General features: G+C 71.9%; 18 protein-coding genes and 1 pseudogene. 12 read left to right on the top strand and 7 right to left on the bottom strand.

Annotation, left to right across the window (positions count from 1 at the left end; all coding sequences use genetic code 11):
- Positions 1–19: 19 nt before the first annotated feature.
- Positions 20–256 carry a DUF397 domain-containing protein gene (locus ACFVH5_RS24145; protein WP_107021994.1) on the bottom strand — a complete coding sequence of 79 codons (237 nt, stop codon included), beginning with the start codon at positions 254–256 and terminating at the stop codon, positions 20–22.
- Between the two features lies 1 nt (position 257).
- A complete protein-coding gene (locus ACFVH5_RS24140; RefSeq protein ID WP_385835766.1) occupies positions 258–1,133 on the bottom strand; it encodes a helix-turn-helix domain-containing protein in 876 nt (291 codons plus the stop codon).
- 308 nt (positions 1,134–1,441) lie between these two features.
- On the opposite strand from ACFVH5_RS24140, the gene ACFVH5_RS24135 reads away from it, so the two are divergent.
- From ACFVH5_RS24135 to ACFVH5_RS24120, 4 genes are all read left to right on the top strand, one after another.
- A complete protein-coding gene (locus ACFVH5_RS24135; protein WP_385835764.1) occupies positions 1,442–2,092 on the top strand; it encodes an ATP-binding protein in 651 nt (216 codons plus the stop codon).
- Positions 2,070–2,540: a hypothetical protein gene (locus tag ACFVH5_RS24130; RefSeq protein ID WP_384809956.1), complete on the top strand. Its 471-nt coding sequence runs from the start codon at positions 2,070–2,072 to the stop codon at positions 2,538–2,540. Before ACFVH5_RS24135 ends, ACFVH5_RS24130 begins: the two co-directional genes overlap by 23 nt.
- Before the next feature lie 325 nt (positions 2,541–2,865).
- Entirely contained in the window at positions 2,866–3,609 is a 744-nt protein-coding gene (locus ACFVH5_RS24125; RefSeq protein ID WP_385835763.1) for a hypothetical protein, read from the top strand.
- Positions 3,543–4,295 carry a DUF1775 domain-containing protein gene (locus ACFVH5_RS24120; RefSeq protein ID WP_385835804.1) on the top strand — a complete coding sequence of 251 codons (753 nt, stop codon included), beginning with the start codon at positions 3,543–3,545 and terminating at the stop codon, positions 4,293–4,295. The genes ACFVH5_RS24125 and ACFVH5_RS24120 overlap by 67 nt, the downstream gene beginning before the upstream one ends.
- 140 nt (positions 4,296–4,435) lie before the next feature.
- On the opposite strand, the gene ACFVH5_RS24115 is transcribed toward ACFVH5_RS24120, so the two are convergent.
- Positions 4,436–4,882 carry a MarR family winged helix-turn-helix transcriptional regulator gene (locus ACFVH5_RS24115; protein ID WP_385835762.1) on the bottom strand — a complete coding sequence of 149 codons (447 nt, stop codon included), beginning with the start codon at positions 4,880–4,882 and terminating at the stop codon, positions 4,436–4,438.
- A 110-nt stretch (positions 4,883–4,992) separates the two neighbouring features.
- Between ACFVH5_RS24115 and ACFVH5_RS24110 the strand changes: the two genes are divergently transcribed.
- The 3 genes from ACFVH5_RS24110 (at position 4,993) to ACFVH5_RS24100 (ending at position 9,542) form a co-directional block, all read left to right on the top strand.
- Positions 4,993–5,790 (top strand): response regulator transcription factor, encoded by a 798-nt coding sequence (locus ACFVH5_RS24110; RefSeq protein ID WP_385835761.1) that lies wholly within the window; start codon positions 4,993–4,995, stop codon positions 5,788–5,790.
- Between the two features lie 168 nt (positions 5,791–5,958).
- Positions 5,959–7,839, top strand: coding sequence for a flavin-containing monooxygenase (locus ACFVH5_RS24105; protein ID WP_385835760.1), 1,881 nt, complete (start codon positions 5,959–5,961; stop codon positions 7,837–7,839).
- Positions 7,839–9,542: a hypothetical protein gene (locus tag ACFVH5_RS24100; RefSeq protein ID WP_385835759.1), complete on the top strand. Its 1,704-nt coding sequence runs from the start codon at positions 7,839–7,841 to the stop codon at positions 9,540–9,542. The genes ACFVH5_RS24105 and ACFVH5_RS24100 overlap by 1 nt, the downstream gene beginning before the upstream one ends.
- Here the strand turns inward: ACFVH5_RS24100 and ACFVH5_RS24095 are convergent.
- Positions 9,518–10,219, bottom strand: a complete 702-nt coding sequence (locus ACFVH5_RS24095) for a TetR/AcrR family transcriptional regulator (protein ID WP_385835757.1) — start codon at positions 10,217–10,219, stop codon at positions 9,518–9,520. The two genes, ACFVH5_RS24100 and ACFVH5_RS24095, sit on opposite strands and share 25 nt — an antisense overlap.
- 101 nt (positions 10,220–10,320) lie before the next feature.
- On the opposite strand from ACFVH5_RS24095, the pseudogene ACFVH5_RS24090 reads away from it, so the two are divergent.
- Positions 10,321–12,101: pseudogene (locus ACFVH5_RS24090) on the top strand (ABC transporter ATP-binding protein).
- A 93-nt stretch (positions 12,102–12,194) separates the two neighbouring features.
- Here the strand turns inward: ACFVH5_RS24090 and ACFVH5_RS24085 are convergent.
- A complete protein-coding gene (locus ACFVH5_RS24085) occupies positions 12,195–13,190 on the bottom strand; it encodes an NADP-dependent oxidoreductase (RefSeq protein ID WP_385835802.1) in 996 nt (331 codons plus the stop codon).
- 138 nt (positions 13,191–13,328) lie between these two features.
- On the opposite strand from ACFVH5_RS24085, the gene ACFVH5_RS24080 reads away from it, so the two are divergent.
- Together ACFVH5_RS24080 and ACFVH5_RS24075 are read left to right on the top strand one after the other, a co-directional pair.
- Positions 13,329–13,934, top strand: a complete 606-nt coding sequence (locus tag ACFVH5_RS24080) for a TetR/AcrR family transcriptional regulator (protein WP_385835756.1) — start codon at positions 13,329–13,331, stop codon at positions 13,932–13,934.
- Positions 13,935–14,250: 316 nt separating this feature from the next.
- Positions 14,251–14,928 (top strand): AIM24 family protein, encoded by a 678-nt coding sequence (locus ACFVH5_RS24075; protein WP_385835754.1) that lies wholly within the window; start codon positions 14,251–14,253, stop codon positions 14,926–14,928.
- 112 nt (positions 14,929–15,040) lie between these two features.
- Here ACFVH5_RS24075 and ACFVH5_RS24070 read toward each other — a convergent pair whose 3' ends face one another.
- Together ACFVH5_RS24070 and ACFVH5_RS24065 are read right to left on the bottom strand one after the other, a co-directional pair.
- Positions 15,041–16,534, bottom strand: a complete 1,494-nt coding sequence (locus ACFVH5_RS24070; protein ID WP_385835752.1) for a hypothetical protein — start codon at positions 16,532–16,534, stop codon at positions 15,041–15,043.
- 32 nt (positions 16,535–16,566) lie between these two features.
- Positions 16,567–17,124 carry a hypothetical protein gene (locus tag ACFVH5_RS24065; RefSeq protein WP_385835750.1) on the bottom strand — a complete coding sequence of 186 codons (558 nt, stop codon included), beginning with the start codon at positions 17,122–17,124 and terminating at the stop codon, positions 16,567–16,569.
- A 155-nt stretch (positions 17,125–17,279) separates the two neighbouring features.
- On the opposite strand from ACFVH5_RS24065, the gene ACFVH5_RS24060 reads away from it, so the two are divergent.
- Together ACFVH5_RS24060 and ACFVH5_RS24055 are read left to right on the top strand one after the other, a co-directional pair.
- Entirely contained in the window at positions 17,280–18,281 is a 1,002-nt protein-coding gene (locus ACFVH5_RS24060; protein ID WP_385835748.1) for an ABC transporter substrate-binding protein, read from the top strand.
- Positions 18,278–19,054 carry an ABC transporter permease gene (locus tag ACFVH5_RS24055; protein WP_385835747.1) on the top strand — a complete coding sequence of 259 codons (777 nt, stop codon included), beginning with the start codon at positions 18,278–18,280 and terminating at the stop codon, positions 19,052–19,054. The genes ACFVH5_RS24060 and ACFVH5_RS24055 overlap by 4 nt, the downstream gene beginning before the upstream one ends.
- Positions 19,055–19,086: the final 32 nt, after the last annotated feature.

Raw genomic sequence — 19,086 nt, 5'->3', positions numbered from 1 at the left:
AGGAGTTTCGGAACAGCGGTCAGAGCAGGAAGTCGGCGCGGCCGGCCTTCACGCCCGCCAGGAAACTTGTCATCTCACGAGGGGTGAAGACCAGCGCGGGACCGTCGGGGTCGGTGGACTGGCGCAGTGCGACCCGGCCGTCGCCGAGCTTCTTCGCCTCGACGCAGGCGCCGCCCGCGTCGTCGCTCCACGGCTTGTACCAGCCGCGGTTGCCGAGTTCGCGGGACGGAATGCCGTTGCGTATGTGGTGGTGCACGTCAGAGCTCCTTGCGGATCGCACCGAGGAGGGCCTCGGTCTTTCTGGCGGGCGCCGACTGGGCGCCCAGCCGGTCCAGGGCCTCGCGGTAGACCACGACGTCGTCGTCCTTGTCCAGGTACACAGCGCCCACCAGGCCGCTGAGATAGACGATGTCGGGCAGCTCGCGCGCCCGGAACCGGAAGAGGTGGAACGCGCCGGCCCGCATGGCCGGGTGCGGACCGTTCGCGAACGGCATGATCTGCAACGTCACGTGGGGCAGTGCGTTGAGCGCGATCAGATGGTCGATCTGGGCGCGCATCACCTCGGGGCCGCCCACCGGCCACCGCAGCACCGTCTCGTCCATCACGATCCACACACGCGGCGGCGAGGGCTTGGTGAGCAGTTCCTGGCGCCGCATGCGCAGGGCCACGCGGCGGTCCGTCGCGTCCACCGAGGCGTGCGGGTTGCCGGCGCTCAGCAGGGCGCGCGCGTACTCCTCGGTCTGCAGCAGCCCGTGCACGAACTGTGCCTCGTAGGCGCGGATCTGCAGTGCCGCCTGCTCCAGGCTCAGATACGCGGAGAACCAGTCCGGCAGCACATCGCGGTAGGTGTGCCACCAGCCGCGCTTGTTCGCCTCACGGACCGACTTCAGGAAGGTGTCGATCTCCTGCTGGTCGGTCACGCCGTAGATCTGGAGCAGCTTCTCCGCGTCGGGGAGCCGCAGCCGGGCCACCTTGGCGGCCTCCATACGGCGGATCGTGGAGTGACTGACTCCGAGCGCCGCACCGGCCTGCTCGAACGTCAGCCCGGCCCGGGTGCGCAGTTCCTCCAGCTGTCTGCCGAGGATCATGCGCAGGACGGAGGGCGCGCCACCCCAGTCGGTCTCAGCGGTCACGCCTTACCCCCTCACAGCGGGCTTCGAGGTCGCAGTCTGTCACGATCACCCGTTCGACAGAGGAAGCATGCACCTGCTGAATTGCAATTTTCAACTTGCCGGTTGCGAGGTGATGTTGGCAGGTGTCACAGTAGGGCGTACCGTCACGGCCCGGTGAACGACCTGACGGCGCGGCCAAGTTGGGGGAGAACGGCACGCGCACCGTCACTGTCCGCAACGGGGTGTTCGCACCCCGCGGCGCAGCGGATCCGTGCGGTACCGGCACCGGTCTGACCCCCGGTGCGAAGGCAGACGAAAGGCGAACGGCGATGGCTCCGCCCTCTCTCCCCAAGCCATTGGGCCGACTGCCCGCGGACGAACACACGGAGAGCGCGACAGACGGCGCGCTCGACAGGACACCCGACAGGTCAACCGACAGGACACCCGACAGGTCAGGCGTGTTCGGCCTGCCCCCGACCCCCGCCTCGGTCGGCCTGGCCCGCCGGAACGTGACCGAACTGCTCCGCGCGTGGGGCACGGATCCCGAGGCATGTGACAACGCTGTCCTGGTGACGTCCGAGCTGGTCACCAACGCGCTGACGCACACGGCGAGCGAGCGGATCGTGTGCAGACTGCGCTCCGACGGACAGCGGATCCAGCTGGAGGTCGAGGACCAGAACCGTGGTCTGTCGATCCCCGCCCAGCGCACCGCCCGACTCGACGACCAGGGCGGCCGCGGACTCATGCTGGTCGGCATGCTCAGCACCGACTGGGGCACGCGCGACACCGCGCACGGCTGCGGACGCGTGGTCTGGGCCGTCCTGCCGGCGCGCCCGACGACGGTCCCCCCGCCGTCCCCCCTGCCGTCGGACAGACGGGCACACGCCTCCTCCGGGCTCGTGTCCACCCCGCACCTCACCCGGCCCGCCCCCCACTCGGCCGAAGGATCTCTGCCTCATGGAACTGCAGCACGCCCCTGAACCGTGGTCGCGTACGACCGTGACGTCCCCGTCCCAGCGCCCGATCCGCCTGGTCATACCCGCACAGTTGCGCACCGGTCTGGGGTGTGACGTGGTGGGCACGTCCAGGGAGCACGGCGAACGCATCCTGGACTGTCTGCCCCGTATCGGCTGTGTCTTCGCCGACGAGTCCGACGACGGCTCCGCGGACGGCGGGCGCTGGTGGTGGGTCGTCCCCGCCGGATCCCACATCGGCGTCAGCTGGCCGCCCTCCGTCACCTACACGGTCGGCGCCCGCCGGGCCGACCCGTCGTGGACCCGGGCCCGCCGCGGCCGGTTCTCCGCGAAACCCCGGCTGATCCACAGCCCCGAGGGCGACTCGCCCTACACCCCGCCGATCCCCCTGTACTTCCTCGCGTGTCGCCTGGCGGGCCGCGTCCCGAGCTGGTCCCTCGCCGCAGGGGCCTGAGCGGCCTCCCCGGCGTGGAACACCGGACGGGCCCGGTGGTTCGTCCGCGGGCCGGCAGGGGCTGGTCGCGCAGTTCCCCGCGCCCCTGGAAGCGGGGCTGCGCCCCGACTTCCGGCCCGCCTCCCACATGGACGCGGACGTACGCGACGAGGTGAACGCCGTACGCGCCGCGCCGTGACACGAAATGATGTGACGCGACGCGACGCTCGGCGACGTGACGGGCGCGGGGGAGGACGGCGGGCGAGTGCCGGGTGACCGGGTGACGCGGGGCGAGGTCCGGGCCGTCGGCCCCGGGCCGGGTTCCGCGGCGGCCGTGGTCCGGGCCGTGACGTTCGCTCTGGTCGGCAGTGTGCTCGCGGCCGTCGGCCATCACGCGGTCGACGGCGGACAGGTGCCATGGCGGTTCGTGGCCGCCCTCGCCGTCGCGCAGTTCGTCGCCGTACGCCCCCTCGCCCGCCGCCGCCCGGGACTGCTCGCGGTTGCCGGGTGCACGCTCGCCGCACAGGGCGCGATGCATCTGGCGCTGAGTACGGTCGCCGGAGGCGGCCACCGCGGCACGGGCCACACCGGTACGGAGCACATGGCCCACGCCGGCCGTTCCGCGATGGCCGCGGGCGGCGGCGGCCACGCCTGGCAGCACGCGGCCGGGGCGATGACGGCCGCCCACGTCTGCGCGGCCCTCCTGGTCGCCTGGCTGCTCCACCGGGCCGACGCGGCGGTCGCGGCGGTCCTGGTCGCCGGCCGTACGCTGCGGGCGCTCGCGGTGTCGCTGCTGTCCCGGCTCCTGCCGGCCGGTGGTGCCGCCGTCCACGAGCCGCCGCCCGCGCCGCCCACCCGTTCCCTCGACCGCCCGGCGGGACCGCGGACTGCCACACTGGAACACACGCTGGTGCGCAGAGGACCTCCGGGACGTACGCCCGTCCCGCCCGTCCCCTTCACCCGGGTCCGGCCTGTGAGGCCCGCCCGGTTCCACCAGCAAGGAGTTCCTCCGTGTCCACGTCCATGCCCAAGCCCACGACGTTCACCAAGTCCTCGTCCGTGTCCACGAACCTTCGCCGTGCCGGGCTGACCGGCGCCGCCGCGCTGACGGCCGTCCTCGCGCTCGCGGGACCCGCCGCCGCGCACGCGGAGGTCGAGGCCGACAAGGCGCAGGCCCTCGCCGAGAACGTCACCCTCACCTTCGTCTCCGAGGCGGAGTCCGCCTCCGCGGGCTTCCGTGAGATGCGGGTCGTCCTGCCGAAGGGGATCGCACCGGCCGACGTGTCGCTCGACAAGGCACCCAAGGGCTGGAGCCTCAAGGCCACCGCGGACGGTTACGTGGTCGGCGGTCCGGCGCTCAAGACCGGGGTCGACGCCGAGTACCGGGTGAAGGTCAGGCAGCTCCCGGACGCCGACGAAGTGGCGTTCAAGACCGTGGAGACCTACAGCGACGGTGAGATCTCCCGCTGGATCGAACTGCCCAAGGACGGGGAGGAGGGGGAACAGCCCGCCCCGCTCCTGAAGCTGAAGGCCGCGGCGCCGGGCGCGACCCCCATCGCCCCCGGCCCGAGCGCGAGTCCGACCCCCAGCCCGACACCGTCGGCCGAAGCGACGTCGTCCGCGTCCGCGACCACGGCCGCCGAGGCCGCGGACAAGAAGGACGACGACGGCTCCTCCACGGGGCTGCTCGTCGGCGGCGCGATCGCCGTGGTGCTCGTCCTCGGCGGCGGGGCGTGGTGGCTGACCAGGCGCCGCGCCTCCGCCACCGGCGCCTGACCCTCCCCCGGCCCGTGGGACGCGCAACGCCCCACGGGCCGGGTGCGGGGCGGGGGCGCGGGCGGAGCGGCAGGGCGGGTCCGGGGGCGGAGCCGGGGGCCGGTTCAGGGCTGGAGTCAGGAGCCGGTGGACGTGCGGCGTCAGGGACGCGGCCAGGGCCGCTCGTCCAGGTTCTCGATGTCCGTGTTGAACCGCTTGAGATACGCGGCGAAGGCGGCGACCTCCTCCGGGTCCCATCCGGCCATCACCCTCTCCAGCCCCTGGACGCTCTCCCGGCGGTGGATGTCGAGCCGGCGCTCACCCTCCGCGGTGATACGGAACTTGCGGGCGATCCCGCCTTCGGGGTCCGCGATGCGTTCGACGAGGTGGGCGCGCAGCATGGCCGCGGTCTGCCGGTTGAGCGTGGAGGCGTCCAGGCCGAAGGCGTCGCTGAGCTGGCCGATGGACATCGGGCCCTCCATCCGGATGCGGCTGAGCACGATGTACGCGCTGCGTTCGAGGCGACCGCCGGCCCGGGGCGAGTTCAGATACAGGTGCCGCCCGAGCAGCATCGTCTCGAACTCGATCAAGTGCGTGGGCTTGTCCATGTCGGTCGCCGGTCCTTCCCCGGAGCTGACTCTCGCCCCGGCCTTGCGTCCGGTCCCGCGGCCAGGGGCATCAGACATGACATCAAATATGCATCCGACACGTATTGTGCATGATGCATATGCTCTTCGTGGACGGGGTGCGTGCGATGCGCGGGATGGACGAGATGGACCGGGTGTACGGAGTGGGCGGCGCCGTCGGGGAGTACGTGACCGGCGCCGACGTGTCCGTCTCCGTGCCCGCGCGCGGGGCGGGGCAGCACCTGCTGGTCGTGGTCCACGATCCGGCGGTCGCCGATCTGCTGACGACCACCCTGGAGTTGGCCGACTACCGGGTGACCGTCGCGCGTACCGGCGCCCAGGGGATGCTGCGGCTGGCGGAGGGCCGCTTCGACCTGGTCCTGTTCGACGTGACGGTCCCGGACGTCGAAAGCCTGGGGGAGAGCCGCCGGTTCCGCCCGGCCGACCGTCCGCCGGTCCTTTTTCTTGCCCCGTACGAGACGCTGGGGGCCCTGGTGCCCGAACTCGGCCTGGGGCAGGCGGACTACGTCACCTTGCCGTTCCGGATCTCCGAAGTCCTCGCCAGGGCCCATGTGTTACTGCGCGGCCGTGAGCCGGTGAGCCAGGGGCCGTGCTACGGCGATCTCGCACTCAACGACGCCACCTGCCAGGCCTGGCGCGGCCGGCGGGCGCTCGACCTGACCCCCGCCGAGTACCGGCTGCTGCGTCATCTGCTGGTCAACGCGGAGCGCGTGCTGTCGAAGGAACAGATCTGCCTCCATGTCTGGGGGGAGGCCAGGGCGGGCAACGCGATCGAGAAGCTCGTCTCGCGCGTGCGCCAGAAGGTGGACCAGGAGCAGCCCCCGCTGATCCATACGCGCCGGGGTTTCGGCTACCGGCTCGGTCACTGAGTCCTGCCCCTCCCGCGCCCCTTGCCCTTCTCGTGGCCTCGTGGCGAGAGAATGTGATCCGGGTCACGTCAGCTTCCCGTCAGGTCACCGGCTGTGAGCTGTCAGTCCGCTCCGGTTGCATGTGATCACAGAGGTCGCCGTCCCCCCCCACACATCAGAAGGACAGGTATGCCCCCCACCCCCCACACCTCGTCCGACACACCCGACCCCGGTGCCGCCCCTGGTGCCGACCCCGGTCCCGGTTCCGTGCCGGACGGGCTCGGGTTCGACCCGGACGCCCTCCGCGCCCGCTACCGTGCCGAGCGCGAGCGCCGTGTCCGCCCCGAGGGAAACGCGCAGTACCGGCGTATCGCGGGCGAGTTCGGCTTCTACGCGGACGATCCGTACGTGGAGAGCGCCGAGTTCACCCGGGAGCCCCTGCACGACCGGGTCGAGGCGGTCGTCATCGGCGGCGGCTTCGGCGGTCTGCTGGCCGGTGCGCGGCTGCGCCAGGCGGGCGTCGGGTCGATCCGCGTCATCGAGAAGGCCGGTGACTTCGGCGGCACCTGGTACTGGAACCGCTACCCGGGAATCCACTGCGACATCGAGTCGTACGTCTACATGCCGCTGCTCGAAGAGGTCGGTTGCGTCCCCGAGTGGAAGTACGCCCCGGGCGAGGAGATCCGGCAGCACGCGCGGGCGATCGCACGCCGCTTCGACCTGTACGACGGAGCCTGCTTCCGCACCCTGGTCACCGAACTGCGCTGGGACGAGGCCGAGTCGGAGTGGATCGTCTCCACCGACCGCGGCGACCGCGTACGGGCCCGCCATGTGGTGATCTCCAGCGGCACGCTCAGCCAGGCCAAACTCCCCGGCATCCCGGGCATCGAGACCTTCACGGGCCACACGTTCCACACCAGCCGCTGGGACTACGCGTACACCGGCGGCGACGCGACGGGGAACCTCGACCGGCTCGCCGACAAGCGGGTGGCGGTGATCGGCACCGGCGCGACCGCCATCCAGGTCGTGCCCCATCTAGGCCGCGACGCACAGCAGTTGTACGTGTTCCAGCGCACGCCGTCCTCCGTGGACGTGCGCGGCCAGCGGCCCACGGACCCCCAGTGGGCCAAGTCGCTCGAACCGGGCTGGCAGCGGCACCGCAGGGACAACTTCCTGCGGACCGTCACCGGTTCACCCGCCGGGGACGACCTCGTGGACGACGGCTGGACCAGCAGCGCCCGGCTGCTGCAGAACCTCATCCCGACCAACAACTACGCGGACCTCCCCACGGAGGAACGGGAGCGCCTGAACGAACTGGCCGACTTCCAGAAGATGAACGAGATCCGGACCCGGGTGGACTCGGTCGTCGAGGACCCGTCGACGGCCGAGGCGCTCAAGCCCTGGTACCGGTACATGTGCAAGCGGCCCACGTTCAGCGACCACTACCTGGACACGTTCAACCGGCCCAACGTGACGCTGGTGGACACCGCCGACCACGGCGGCGTCGAGCGCATCACCGAGAACGCCGTCGTGGTCGGCGGTACCGAGTACGAGGTCGACTGCGTCATCTTCGCGACCGGCTTCGAGGTCGGCGTCTCGGGCATCCTCTCCGGCCGCCTCCCGGTGCACGGCAGGGGCGGCGCCCGGCTGCCCGACGACTGGCGGCAGGGGGCCAGCACGCTCCACGGCTTCTACAGCAACGGCTTCCCCAACCTCTTCCAGCTCGGCCCGCTGCAGAACGCCAGTGCCGTGAACTACGTCCACATCCTCGACGAACAGGCCACCCACGTCGCCGAGGTGGTCGCCGAGGCACGCGAACGCCGGGCGCGGTACGTGGAGCCGACCGTCGAGGCCGAGACCGCCTGGGTCGCCACGATCCGCGAGAAGGCCGCGGACCTCTACGTCTTCCAGGCCGAGTGCACCCCCGGCTACTACAACAACGAGGGCAGGCCCCGGCAGCGCAGCGAGTCGTACGGCGACGGTCCCGTCGCCTTCCACGAACTGCTCAGGCGCTGGCGCGCGGACGGCGGCATGGACGACGTCCTCGTCGACGGCGAAGGCGGCCGGTGATGCGGCCGGTGACGACGACGGGCCCCAGCCGCTTCGACGACACCGGCGGGCAGCGGGTCACGAGCCGCCGCTGGCACACCGACCGGCTGAACCCGCCGAACCGGCTGTGGGGTTCGAACGGCGTCACCTTCGGCCCCGACGGACGGCTGTACGTGGCACAGTTCCTGGCCGGCCGGATCAGCGCGGTCGACCCCGCCTCCGGGGACGTGGACGTCGTCGTGGAGCAGGACGGCCCGGTCCAGGCACCCGACGACCTCGCCTTCGGGGCGGACGGCTCGATGTACATCGCCGATCTGACGCCGGGACGCGTGTGGCGGCGTACCCCCGACGGCGCGTACACCCTCGTCTCGGACGAGGTGCGGGTGCCCAACGGCATCACCTGCGTGGGCGACCGGCTCTTCGTCAACGAGATGAGGATGAACGGCCGCCTGCTGGAACTCTTCCCGGACGGCGGCGAGCCGGTGGTCCTGACCGACGGACTGGCCCTCGGCAACGCGATGCAGCTCGGCCCGGACGGCTTCCTCTACTACCCGCACATGATCGGCAACCAGGTCTGGCGGATCCCGCCCGACGGGGGCCTGCCCGAACTGTTCGCCGAGCACGTCGACGACCCGGTCGCGGTCCGCTTCGACAAGGGAGGCGTCCTCGTCGTCCTCTCCCGCGGTCCGGCCGGCATCGTGACCCGTGTCGACCTGGCCACCGGGGCGCGTTCGGTCGTCGTCAGCGGTGTCGTCGGACTGGACAACGCGGCCTTCGACGCGGAGAACCGCATGTACGTCTCCAGCTTCGGCAGCGGCGGCGTCACCGAGATGCACGAGGACGGCCGCACGCGGGAGATCGTCCCCCGGGGCCTCAGCGGCCCCTTCGGGGTCACGGTCGACCTGCGGGGCACGGTGTACGCGGCCGACCACTACCGCCTCGCGAGCCCCGGCGACTCCGGTGCGGGCGACTCAAGCGGCGTGCTCACCCATGAACTCCAGACCTTCGTGCACGGCGTCACCGCCGACGACGGGCTCCTGCACTTCGCCTCGCAGTACGGCGACATCCGTACGTACGACCCCGTGCGCAGGACCACACGCGTACGGGTACGGGGGCTGGACCGGCCCACCGGGATCGCCGTCGCACCGGACGGGTCGCTCGTGGTCGCCGAGACGGGCGCGGGCCGGGTCGTACGCATCGACGGGACGGACGCCGTGACCACAGTGGCCGCAGGGCTACGGCATCCCGTGGACGTCGCCTTCGACGCCGAAGGCCGCTGCTACGTCAGCGACGACCGGCTCGGGGCGGTGCTCCGCATCGACGGCGAAGGCGATGGCGACGGCGAGGGTGGTGACGGCGAGGCGGTTGCCGTGACCTTGGCCGAAGGGCTGGGCGCGCCGCAGGGTCTCGCCGTGCGCGGCGGCGAGTTGTTCACGGTGGACACGCGGGACCGGTGTCTGCGGGCGGTCTCGCTCAGTACGGGGGAGAGCCGGATCGACGCCGAGAGCCTCCCGGTCGGTCTGCCGCCGGGCATCACCCGCGCCGACCCCGCGCTGTTCGCCGAGGGCATGCCCGGTTCGCCCCGCGCCTTCGCCGGTCTCGCCGTGGCTCCTGACGGCACCCTGCTGGTCTCGGCGAACGGCGAGGGGAGCGTGCTGCGGCTGACCGCCACCGATGGCGGTGACAGTGGCGGTGGCGGTCAGGGGGCCGGGCGGACGTCGTAGGGGCCGCCCAGCCCGCCCAGGCAGAACCGCCAGACCTCCTCGGCGTTCGCCGTCGCCGTGGCCATGTCGCCGTCGGCGGGCACGCGGTGGGCCCGCGCGGCGGACATGACGGTCTGCACGACGAGCCCCGCCCGACGGCCGGGCGCCCCGGCGGGGACCACGTCGGCGCGGGCGGCCCGCTCCACCAGCTCCGTGAACACCGCGAGCAGCGGGAGGTGCGCGGTCGCCACCTGCGCAGGGTGCGTCAGCAGCAGCCGCGGCCCGAAGTCGCTGAACAGCGCACGCCGGACGCCGGTTCCGGGGTGCGCCTGCTCGTACAGCGTCCCGACGGCCAGGCGCAGCGCGTCCAGGGGATCGTCCACGGAGGCGGCGGCCGACCGGATCTCGGCCGCCGACCGGGAGAGCGCGTCCTCGAACACGGCCAGCTGCAGTTCGTGCTTGCCGTCGAAGTGCTCGTAGAAGCTGCGCAGGGTCTGCCGGGAGCGGTCCACGACCTCCTGGACGGTGAACTCCATCGTCTCCTTCTCGTCGACGAGCGCGTGCGCCGAGTCCACGAACCGCTGCGCACGCTGGACCGCGCGCACCCGGGCGGTGGGCGTGGGCCGGCCGGCGCCGCGCGTGGACCGCTCGACGGCACGCCGGCGCCAGGCCGGCTCTTCGGGGGCAACTGCACTCATCCGCGTCACGTTACGTCGCCTCCGCCCGGCGCGAACGGACTGCGGCTCTGTCCGTGGCATCGGCGATACTTCATCGAACCGTCCACTCCAGGGGGAGTACCGTGCCGCAGTCCCAGCCGCCCGACCCGGCAGCCACACCGTCGTGGCGGCTGCTCCTCGCCTACGTACGCCCGTACCGCTGGACGCTGTTGCTCGGTGCCGTGCTGTCGTTGCTGACCGGGGCCGCCGGGCTCGCGCTGCCGCTGGTGGCCAGGTCGCTGATCGACGACCTGGGCCGGGACCGGGCGATCACCGGCGCGCTGCTGGCCATGTCGGGGCTCGTCGTCGCCAACGCCATGATCGGCGCGCTGGGTTCGTACGTGCTGCGGTACACGGCCGAGTCCGTCGTGCTCGGGGCGCGGCGGGGGCTCGTCTCGCATCTGCTGCGGCTGCGGATATCCGCCGTCGACAAGAGCGAGCCCGGGGACCTGATGGCCCGGATCACCTCGGACACCACCCTGCTGCGGGAGGTCACCACCGACTCGCTGGTGGGGTTCGGCACGGGCTCACCCTGCTCGCCACGCTCGTGATGATGGGGTTCGTCGACCCGGTGCTGACGGCCGTCACCCTGGGCGTGGTCGTCGGCGCGGGCACGGTGATCGGCGTGATCGTGCCGCGCATCAACCGGGCCAGCCGGCGGGCCCAGGACGCGGTCGGGGCGATGGGCGCCTCGCTGGAGCGGACCCTGGGCGCGCTGCGGACCATCAAGGCGTCCGGCGCCGAGCACCGCGAGGAGCGGATCGTGCACGCGGCGGCCGAGGAGTCCTGGCGGCAGAGCGTGCGGGCCGCCAAGTGGTCGGCGCTCGCGGGGAACACGGCCGGGCTCTCGATGCAGATCGCGTTCATCACCGTCCTCGCCGTGGGCGGCGCGCGGGTCGCGACCGGGGCCGTCGACATCGGCACACTCGTCGCCTTCCTCCTGTACGTCTTCTTCCTGATGTCGCCGATCCAGCAGGTCGTCGGCGCGGTCGCCCAGTACCAGACGGGCTCGGCCGCCCTGGCCCGTATCGAGGAGGCGCGCGGGCTGCCCGCCGAACCGGTCACCGAGCCCGCGCCGCTGCCCGGCCCCGGCGCCGAACCGGCCTCCCTAGCCTTCGACGACGTCCGCTTCCGGTACGCCGAGGACCTGCCGTACGTCCACCACGGCGTGACCTTCGCCGTACCCCCGCGCGGGATGACCGCCTTCGTGGGGCCGTCGGGCGCGGGCAAGACCACCGTGTTCTCACTCATCGAGCGGTTCTACGACCCCGACCGGGGAACCATCGCGCTGGACGGCCGCGACCTCACCGCGTGGGACGTCTCCGGGCTCCGGTCGGCCATCGGCTATGTCGAGCAGGACGCACCCGTCCTCTCCGGCAGCCTCCGCGACAACCTCCTGCTCGGCAACCCCGACGCCGACGAGGAGGAACTGCTCCGCGCGCTCAGGACGACCCGGCTCGACAGCCTCGTCGAGAAGCTGCCGAAGGGCGTGGACACGCTCGTCGGCCACCGCGGCACCAAGCTCTCCGGCGGTGAGCGCCAGCGCGTCGCCATCGCCCGCGCCCTGCTGCGAAGGCCCCGGCTGCTGCTCCTCGACGAGGCCACCAGCCAGCTCGACGCGGTCAACGAGGCCGCGCTGCGCGACACGGTCGCCGATGTCGCCCTGACCACCACGGTCCTGGTCGTCGCCCACCGGCTGTCCACCGTCACCATGGCCGACCGCATCGTGGTCATGGACGCCGGGTGCGTACGGGCCGTGGGCACCCACCGCGAACTCGTCGCGGGCGACCCGCTGTACGCCGAACTCGCCGCCACGCAGTTCCTCGCGGCCGACGACGACGCCCGCGCGCCGGAGAGCGTCTGAGGCACCCCGGGGCCCGGCACGTACGGGCCGGGTGTGCTCGTACCGGCGACGGCGGCCGTCCGGTCGGCTCCCGGGATCGGGATCGGGGTCCCTCTAGGCCACCGTGAGCACGATCTTGCCCCGGATGTGGCCTCGGGCGGCGCGTTCGTGCGCGGCGCGGGCATCCGCGAGCGGGTACGTGCTGTCGATCGCGACGCGCACCGTGCCCGCGTCGAGCAGGCGCCCCAGTTCGGCGAGTTGCACGTTGTCCGAGCGGACCTGCGCGGTCGAGACCGTGACGCCCAGCTTCGCGACCTCCTCGTCGTCGAACTCGCCGAGGAACACCGGGAAGAGGGCGCCGCCGCGCTTGAGTGTGCGCAGGAAGCGGCTGCTGTGGGGACCGCCGACGGTGTCGAGGACGAGGTCGGCGTCGTGGACGAGTTCCTCGGGACGGCTCGTGGTGTAGTCGATGAACCGGTCGGCGCCCAGCTCGCCCAGAAATGATGCGTGCGCGCCCGATGCCACCGCGACGACGTCCGCCCCCTTCCACTTCGCCAGCTGCACCGCGAAGTGCCCCACGCCGCCCGCGGCGCCGTTGACGACCACCGTCGTGCCCGCGCCGAGCGCCGTCGGACGGTGCCGCGCCTCCTGGAAGGGCGACGGATGATCGTGCCCGACCTCGATCAGGAACTGCCACGCCGTCAGCCCGGCCATGGGCGCCCCCGCGGCGTGCACATGGTCGATTCCGGCCGGCTTGCGTGCGAGGTCCGAGGCACGGGCGGCCACGTACTCGGCGTACGCGCGGCCGTCGAAACCGGGGAACCGCAGCAGCCCGAAGACCTCGTCGCCCACGGCGAGGCCGGCCACGTCCGCGGCGACGGCTTCGACGACGCCCGAGACGTCCGTCCCCGGGATCACCGGCAGGCTGATCGTCGAATCCGGCTCCCCGGGCACGCTGGTCAGTCCGCCGCGCAGATACCAGTCCGGCGGATTGACGCCGACCGCGTGCACACGGACGAGTACCTCGCCCGGCCCCGGCACGGGCACCGGCACCTCGTCGTGGCGCAGCACCTCGGGGCCGCCGTGCTCATGCAGCCGGATCGCCCTCATCGTGTGTGCGGTCGTACGCGCAGGCATCATTTTCCCCTGTCCATGTCGCGGGATAGACTTATCCGGATCAGCGATCCAGATAACTGGACCACTGATCCGAATATATGGACCACTGGTCCGGATAGTCAAGGGGGACAGGTGCGCGCCGACGCCAGGAAGAACCGCGACCATGTGCTCGCGGTGGCGGGTGCCGCCATCGCCGAGCAGGGTGTCGACGTGTCGCTGCGCGACATCGCACGCAAGGCGGACGTCGGGCTCGCGACGCTGCTCCGGCACTTCCCGACGCGCGAGGCGCTCCTCGAAGCCCTGCTCCACACGAGTTTCGAGGAGCTGACCGCGAAGGCGGACGCCCTCGAAACGTCGGACGCGCCCGAGGACGCTCTCGTCTCGTGGCTGCGCGACTGCGTCGGATGGACCACCGAGTACCGGGGTGTGACCGTGCTGATGGCCGCCGCCATCGAGGACACCGGGTCCGCGCTCCACGCCTCGTGCGTCACCCTGCGCGCGGCCGGGGCGCGGCTCCTCACCCGCGCCCAGGCCGTGGGCGCGGCGCGCGGCGACCTCGACGGCACCGATCTGTTCGCGCTGATCGCGGCGCTCGCCTGGCTCGGCGACCAGCCCTCGCTCGCGTCACGCGCCGACCATCTCTTCGACGTGGTCGCGGGCGCGATCCTGACGGGCGCAGCAACGGGTTCGGTGACGGGCTCGGCGGCGGGCGGCGGCGCCGCGGAGGGCAGGCCCTAGGGGAGGGCCAGGGTTCCGGGTCGCGGGATCGAGGGTTTTCCCCGTATCGGGGGGCGGGGATGCCGCCTATCGTCGTTCGGGCCACGTCCGAACCGTGGGTAACACCTTGAACGGTCGCCGCGCACAGCCGGTGGACGGTTGACCGGGAACCGATGCCACCCCCCACAGGGTGGGGCCGAAAGGCCCCGCAGGGGCGGCCGACGCGAGCGGGTGTCGGCCGCCCCTGCCTTTCGCCGGGCGGGCGCATACTTTCGGCGGCGCCTTTTCTCCTGTTGAGGGATGGTGCAACCGAAGCCTCGCGGGACAGGATGCCCGGATGAAGGGTGATCTGTTTTCCAGCGAGTACATGGTGCAGCCGGCCGCCACCGCGGGCATGAGCGTGCAGAACGCCAAGTCGATCAGGTACGCCGTCAACGGCGAGATGCTGGCCCGGCAGGGCGCGATGATCGCCTACCGCGGCAGTCTGCAGTTCGAGCGCAAGGGCCAGGGCGTCGGCGGCATGCTCAAGCGTGCGATGACCGGCGAGGGCCTGCCGCTCATGGCGGTGCGCGGGCAGGGGGAGGCGTGGTTCGCGCACGAGGCGCAGAACTGCTTCATCATCGACATCGACCCCGATGACGTCTTCACCGTCAACGGCCGCAACATCCTGTGCTTCGACGCCTCGTTGAAGTACGAGATCAAGACGGTGAAGGGCGCGGGCATGTCCGGCGGCGGCCTGTTCAACAGCGTCTTCACCGGACAGGGCAGGCTCGGACTGGTCTGCGACGGCAACCCGCTGGTCATCCCGGTCTCACCGCAGTGGCCGGTGTACGTCGACACGGACGCGGTGGTGGGTTGGACGGCCAACCTCCAGACCTCGCTGCACCGTTCGCAGTCCATCGGCTCGATGATCCGCGGCGGCTCGGGCGAGGCCGTGCAGTTGATGCTCCAGGGGGAGGGATTCGTCGTCGTGCGGCCGAGCGAGGCCACACCGCAGAAGGCTCAGCAGCACTGACACGGCCGACCCGACAGCCTCCGTCCGCGGGCCGGTGGGGGCCGGCCGCGCAGTTCCCCGCGCTCATGGAGGGCGGGGAACTGCGCCCCTGCCCTCCATGGCCCGTCCGCCCTCAGGGCTCCAGCCGTCCGTTCGTCCGCCGGCGCCACAGGATCGCGGCGGTGCCGGCGGCGAGCAGGGCGGCGGTGCCCGCGGCGGCGGGCAGGAGCAGGTCGGAGCCGGTCGAGGCGAGCGACCCGTCGCCGGTGGTGCCGAACGAGCCACCGCTCACCGAGCCACCGGTCGTACCCGCTCCGCCGCTCGTGTCACCGATGTCGACCGTGCCGCCCGCGCTGTTGTCGTCGTCCGCGGGACCGTCGACGGGAACCGTGGTGCCCGAGTCGGACGGGTCGGTCGGTTCGTCACTCGGGTCGGGGGCGGGGTCCGTGTCGCCGGGCGTCGGATCGGGCGACGGCGGCGGGGACTCCGGGTCCGTCGGGGTCGGTGTCGGCGAGGGGGTCGGCGGCACCGGCGCCTTGAACACGGTGAGCGAGGCGTCCGAGGGACTCGCCACGAACACCGCGTCGCCACCCGGAGTCACCGCGACGGACGAACTGCCCAACTGGCCGTTGACACCCGGCAGTTCGGCGCCCAGGTCGAGATCCTTGAGCGTCGCCGTGTCGTACACCGCGAGCTGCCCCACGCCGTCCCCCTCCTCCGGCGGGTTGCCCCAGTCCTGCCACACCGCGAACGCCCGGTCGGAGCGCGGGTCCACGGCGACATCGGCGATGGTGTCGCCCGGTTTCGCGTCGAAGGAGGCGGCCAGTTTCCCGGAGGCGATGTCGTACGCCTCCAGTACGGTCCCGCGCCCCGCCCACAGCACCCCGCGCCCGGTGTCCCACTCCAGGAAGGACACCGCCGCTCCGGCGCCGAGCGCGATCTCCTTGCCGTCCGGCGCGAAGTCGGCCGAACCGACCCTGCGCAGCACGCCGTTGGTGTTGTCCGTCACCCAGATCTGCCCGGCCGCGGTGTCCACGGCGAGCGGGCCGCCGGTGGCCGGCAGGGTGAGGGAACGCTCCACGGTCACCGTCGTCCCGCCGACGGCGACCTCCTCCAGTTTCGTCCCGCGTACGATCACCACCGTGCCGGCTTTCGCACCGGACTTGGCCTGCGTGATCGATGTACCGGTGAGCCAGCCGCCGCTTCCCGACGCGTCTCCGTCCTTTGCGGCGGCGATCCCGCGCAGTCCGACGAGGTAGTGCACCCCGTCGCCCGGCAGCGGTCCGGCGAGGCGTTTGCCCGGCAGTTGGGCGGGCGCGCCCGTGCTGCCGGGAGATGTCTTCACCCAGCTGAGCACGGTGCCGGAGGCCGGGTCGACGGCGTAGACCCCGGCCAGGCTGCCGTCCGGTGTACCGGCGACGGTGTCGGAGCCGACGTACAGCTTGTCCGACCCGGGGTGCAGCAGCAGGTCGAGCGGTTTGCCGACGGTGGTGAGGCGGGCCGTCTGCTCGTACCCGTCGGCCGCGGGCGGGTCGTCGGCGCCGGCCGCGGGCGTGCCGACCGCGACGACCGAGAGGACCACCGCCGTGATGCCGGCCAGGGCGCCCGCCGCCCGGGGGCGGAGCACATCGCTCCGCCCCCGGGTTCTGAGGGGCGCGGTCACGAGAAGGTGACCGGGAGGTAGACGTCGTACGAGCGGTTGCTGCTGCCCGTGTGGTCGGCGCGCGTCACGATCGCGCAGTCGACGTCCGTGCCGCAGACGGTGCCGGCGGCGATGTTCGGGTTCACGTGCACGCTCACGCCGAACGAGCCGCCGGTGCCGTAGGCGGAGCTGTTGGCGACCGTGCCGCCGCCGAGGTTGGACACCCAGTGCGAGGCACCCGTCGTACCGGACTGGTCGGCGCCGCCCAGGCAGGGGGTCGGCCGGGAGGTGTACGTCGACGGGTTGCCCGGCTCGACACCCTCGGGGATCACACACAGACCGACGTAGACACCCTGGAGCGTGTTGTAGCCGCTGCCGGAGACGGTGACGTTCTGCCCGGCGGCGGACAGGCTGTCGGGGGCCGTCAGCGACAGGTTGTACGTCGTACCGCTCACCGTCACGGACCGCGTGGCGGTGGCGGCCGAGGCGGAGGTGGCGAGCCCGACCGTCAGCGCGGCGGCGGTGGCCCCGACGGCGGCGATACGGGCGGCACGGGAGAACAGGGCGGATCTCATGGGTAGTTGGCCTTTCGGAGGCGAGAACCACTTAGGTAAGGCAAACCTAAGTTGAAGGTCAACGGATCGTCAACCCGCGCCTCGTGGGTCGCAAGTGCCGGGAACGGCGCAAAGATGTGTAGTGATCATGTCAATCGGCAGGTCATCATGCGCCCATGCCGACGCTCCAAGACCGTTCCCGCGCGGGAAGCACGGGCAAGCTGATCACCTTCGCGGTCGCCCTGGTGATGACCGTCGTGGCGTGCGGCGGCGACTCCGACGACACGGACGCAGGCAAGGACGGGAACGGAAAGGGGCTGGAGCGGTCGAGCGTCACCGTCGCCGCGCTGCCCCTGGCGGACGACGCGCCCCTCTATCTCGCCCGGGACCGGGGGCTGTTCAAAAAGGAGGGACTGGACGTACGCATCCAGCCCGTCCAGCAGTCCATCCAGGCACTGCCCGCCCTCTCCAAGGGCCAGGTCGACGTGATCGCGAGCGCGAACTACGTCACCTTCCTCCAGGCCCACGAGAAAGGCACGCTGGACCTGCGCATCCTCGCCGAAGGGGCCCGCGTCGCGCCGCACATGATGGACGTACTCGTGCCCGAGGACTCCGACATCCGCAGCGTCGCCGACCTCAAGGGCAAGAAGGTCGCCGTCAACATCCTCAACAACATTCAGTCGCTGACCCTGAACGCCATCCTCGGCCAACAGGGCGCCGGCCTCCCCGAGTACCGGCAGATCGCCTTCCCCCAGATGGGAGTCGCCCTGGAGAAGGGCCAGGTCGACGCCGTGCACGCCGTCGAACCCTTCAACAGCGCCATCCAGAAGCAGCTCAACGCCCGCGTCCTCGTCGACGGCGGCTCAGCCCCCGTCGAGAACATCCCGATCAGCGGATACGTCACGACCGGCGACTACGCCTCCAAGAACCCGAAGACCGCGGCGGCCTTCCGGCGGGCGATCGCCGCTGCGGCGCAGATCGCCATCCAGGACCCGGACGCCGTCCGCGAGGAACTGCCCGAATACACCAAGGTGACCGCGGCCCAGGCCGAATCGATCCGGCTGCCCGCCTACCCGGCGACCTCGGACGCGGCCGAACTGCGCCGCCTCACCGAACTCATGCAGGAACAGGGCCTGTTGGAGAAGCCGATCGATCCGGGAACGTTGCTGGTCGAGTGAGGCGCCGACAGGAACTGCTCCTCGGCGCGCTCGGTGTGCTGCTCGCCCTCGGCCTGTGCGAGGCCGTCGGCAGGGCGGGCCTGGTACGACGCGACTACCTCCCACCCGTCTCCGAAGTCCTCACACGGGCGGTGGAGTTGGCGGGCGACCCGCTCTTCCTCGACGGGATCGGCGCCACCGTGCGCGCCTGGGCCCTCGGCCTGGGCCTCGCCTGCGCGATCGCCGTACCGCTGGGCCTTCTCCTCGGCAGCGTGCCCGTCGTCGACGAGGCGGTGCGCGCCGTCGTCGAGTTCCTGCGCCCGCTGCCGTCCGTCGCACTGATCCCGCTGGTGTCCCTGCTGCTGGGGTCCGGTACGGAGACGAAGGTCGCCCTCATCACGTACGCGTCCGTCTGGCCGATCCTCTTCAACACCGTCTACGGCCTCGGCGAGACCGACCCGCTGGCCAAGGACACCCTGCGCGCGTTCGGCTTCGGCCGCCTGTCGGTCCTCCTGCGCGTCGAACTCCCCGCCACCGCGCCCTTCATCGCGGCCGGCGTGCGCATCTCCGCGGCCGTCGCCCTCATCCTGGCGGTCGCCACGGAGATCCTGGCGGGGTTCGGGGAAGGGCTCGGCATCTTCATCGCCCAGGCGGGCCTGGCGACGGACGGCACGCGGGACGTGCTGGCGGGGGTGGTGTGGGCGGGGGCCCTGGGGCTGGTCATCAACAGCGTGCTGGTGTGGGGGGAGAGGCGATTGTTCCCTTGGACGCCGGAGCATCGGGGTGAGCGATGAGCATCTTCTCGGGGGCGCTGGCCCCCAAACCC

The sequence above is a fragment of the Streptomyces sp. NPDC127119 genome (assembly GCF_042677425.1).
Taxonomy (GTDB): domain Bacteria; phylum Actinomycetota; class Actinomycetes; order Streptomycetales; family Streptomycetaceae; genus Streptomyces.
Note: the sequence above shows the minus strand (reverse complement) of the source record. Positions and strands in the feature narration are given on the sequence as shown.